Origin of the sequence: Mycobacterium sp. (genome assembly GCF_044370595.1) — a bacterium.
In the GTDB taxonomy this organism is placed as follows: domain Bacteria; phylum Actinomycetota; class Actinomycetes; order Mycobacteriales; family Mycobacteriaceae; genus Mycobacterium.
Genome location: NZ_JBILVF010000261.1, coordinates 1 through 2686 on the forward strand (window position 1 = coordinate 1; position 2686 = coordinate 2686).

The following is a 2686-nucleotide window of genomic DNA, read 5'->3' on the forward strand; positions in this document are numbered from 1 at the left end:
GCAGACTGCGCGCGGCGATTACCCGTTTCTCAGTACGGATGCGCCATGACGACCGCAAGCAGCAGGCCGCCCTCGCGCTCGCCGTCGTCTTCGTCCTGCTGGGGTGCGCCTGGATGGCGTTGCTGAATTTCATCAGGCCCGCAGGACTGGTCGGCCAGTCGGCGATCGTCGGCAATCGGGACACCGGGGCGCTGTACGCCCGGATCGACGGCCGCCTCTACCCGGCGCTCAACCTCACCTCGGCCCGGCTGGCGACCGGAAGCGCCGCTGCGCCGAGTTGGGTTAAGCCCGCCGAGATCGCAAAATACCCAACCGGACCGATGATCGGCATCCCGGGAATTCCCGACGACCTTCCGATCAGGGGCAATCCAGTATCGGCCTGGACGGTCTGCGATACCGCTCCCGAGCGCGGTAGCGGAGCATCGACCGTCGTGACCGCGATCGCCGGCCAACTCTCCGGAGATCGTGCCGCGCCAATGACTACCGAACAGGCACTGCTGGCCAGCCATCGGGGCACCACCTACCTGATCTGGAATGGACGACGCAGCAGCATCGACCCGGCTGACCGTTCGGTCACTTTCAACCTTGGCCTGGATCCGGGTGTGACGCGGCCCGTCGAGTTGTCCAGCGCGCTGTTTGACGCGATCCCGGCCACCGAGCCACTTGTGGTTCCGGCGATTACCGAGCCCGGTACGCCATCACGGTTTCTATCCGATTCTGTGGTTGGACGAGTGTTGGAAACCCAGGATGCCAATGGGAACAACAGCGGTTTCTACGTCTTGCTGCCCAACGGTGTCCAGAAGATCACCGCCTTCGTCGCCGACCTCCTGCGCACCGCGAACAGCCAAGGCGCTGCGGCGCCCCAATTGATTTCCCCGGATCAGCTTGTCGACATCCCTCAGGTTGAAGTGCTCAACGTGGACTTCTATCCGACCGGCAAGCTCAACTTCATCGACACCGACGCCAGTCCGGTCAGCTGCGTCAGTTGGACAAAGGCAGCAGGTGACCCGCAGGCCGCCGTCACCGTCTACAACGGCCGAGGACTGCCGGTGCCGGCAGGCCAAGACGGCCACATCGTCGCGCTGGTTCGAGATGCCCGAGATTCGGATTCCGTCGAGGCGCAGCAGACGTTGATGCTCCCCGGCGCAGCGAACTTCGTTGCCACCACAAGTGGGGCCGTCACCTCCGACACCCGCGAGAGCCTGTACTGGATCTCCGCCCAAGGAGTGCGGTACGGCATCGAATGGGACCAGAACACTCTGCAGGCCTTGGGAATTGACCCGAGTCGTGCGGTCCAGGCGCCATGGCCGCTGGTGCGCACGTTTGCAGCCGGTCCTGCCATCAGCCGGGCGGGATCGCTCTTGTCGCGTGACATCATCGATCCAGGTGGCGCGGCAGCCGCCCTGCTGCAAGGGCCAGGGGGATAGCGATGTCCAAGAGAGGATTCGTCCGAGGGCCCCGCAAGGCCGCACCCACGGTGACACCGGTGCGGGTGATGGTGAGCCCTCCACTGGCGCTACCCGAACGCGAACCGCGCAACCTTTTGTTGATGATCGCCGCACCGGCACTGCTGGTTGGCATCATCGGCACCCTGGTGGTGATGTACACCTCCGGGGTCCGGTCCCTGCAAGCCGGGCTGTTTCCCCTCATCGGCCTGGTCGCCTTCGGCGCGATGATGTTCAGCGGGCGATTCGGTCGGGGTCGCCGCGTCAGCTGGGGTGAGCAGGAGAAACAGCGCCGCAGCTATCTACGTCAACTCGACGAGGACCGGGACGAAGTTCAGCGGGCCGCCCAGCAGCAGCGACGCAGCCAGCTGTACGTCCACGGTGATCCAGCGCGGTTCGACACCATCATCGGTAGCGCCCGGATGTGGGAACGGCGCCCAGGTGATCCAGACTTCCTAGACGTCCGGCTCGGTATCGGTGTCCAGGCGGCGGCGGATTCCGCTGTCTCACTGCAATGGCCCGAGGTGCCGATCGGTGAGGAGCTCGAACCGGTGACCGGCCGCGCTCTGCGGGACTTCATTCTGGAGCAGACCAAGATTCGCGACATCGGCAAGGTGGTGAGCCTACGTTCTCGACCCGGATTCAGCTTTGTCGGCGACGACATCAAAGACCTGCATGCCGTGATGCGCGCGGCGCTGTGCTCGTTGGCGGTCTACCACAGTCCGGCCGACGTCAAGCTGATGGTCGTCACCCGCAATCCTGAGCGCTGGTCTTGGTTGGTGTGGCTGCCACACAATCAACACGACGAGATGTTCGACGCCTGTGGGCTGCGAAGGCTGGTCTTCACCTCACCGGCAGACCTCGAAGAGGCGCTCGACGCCGAATTACACCGCAAGGGCCGAGGTCCATGGACGCCACCCAGCGGTTCGAGCCCGACCACCACACCCTCGCCGATCGATTCCCGGGCAGTATCCGCGATCGGCCCGCACTGGATCATCGTGGACGACAACGTCGGCACCCCTGAGCAGTGGGAAGCAGTCACTGGACAGAAGGGAATGGCCGGAATCACGATGCTGCGCCTGGCGACCCGCCCGGGTGAGGGCGTCGGATTCGCTAACGCCGACGAGCGCTTTCAGATGCGGGAAGGACGGCTACGCCACCGTGATGCCTTCTACGCCGTCGCCGATTTGCTCGCGGAAAGCACTGCGGACAGATATGCCCGAGCGCTAGCGCGTTGGTCC

At 64.7% G+C, this 2686-nt stretch carries 1 protein-coding gene and 1 pseudogene; both read left to right on the forward strand.

Going from position 1 to position 2686, the window contains the following annotated elements; genetic code table 11:
- On the forward strand, positions 1-1427 hold a 1427-nt coding region (gene eccB / locus ADBZ5N_RS18575), incomplete at its 5' end, for a type VII secretion protein EccB (protein WP_526260029.1).
- Positions 1428-1429: 2 nt separating this feature from the next.
- Positions 1430-2686, forward strand: a pseudogene (locus ADBZ5N_RS18580) (type VII secretion protein EccC); the annotation flags it as partial.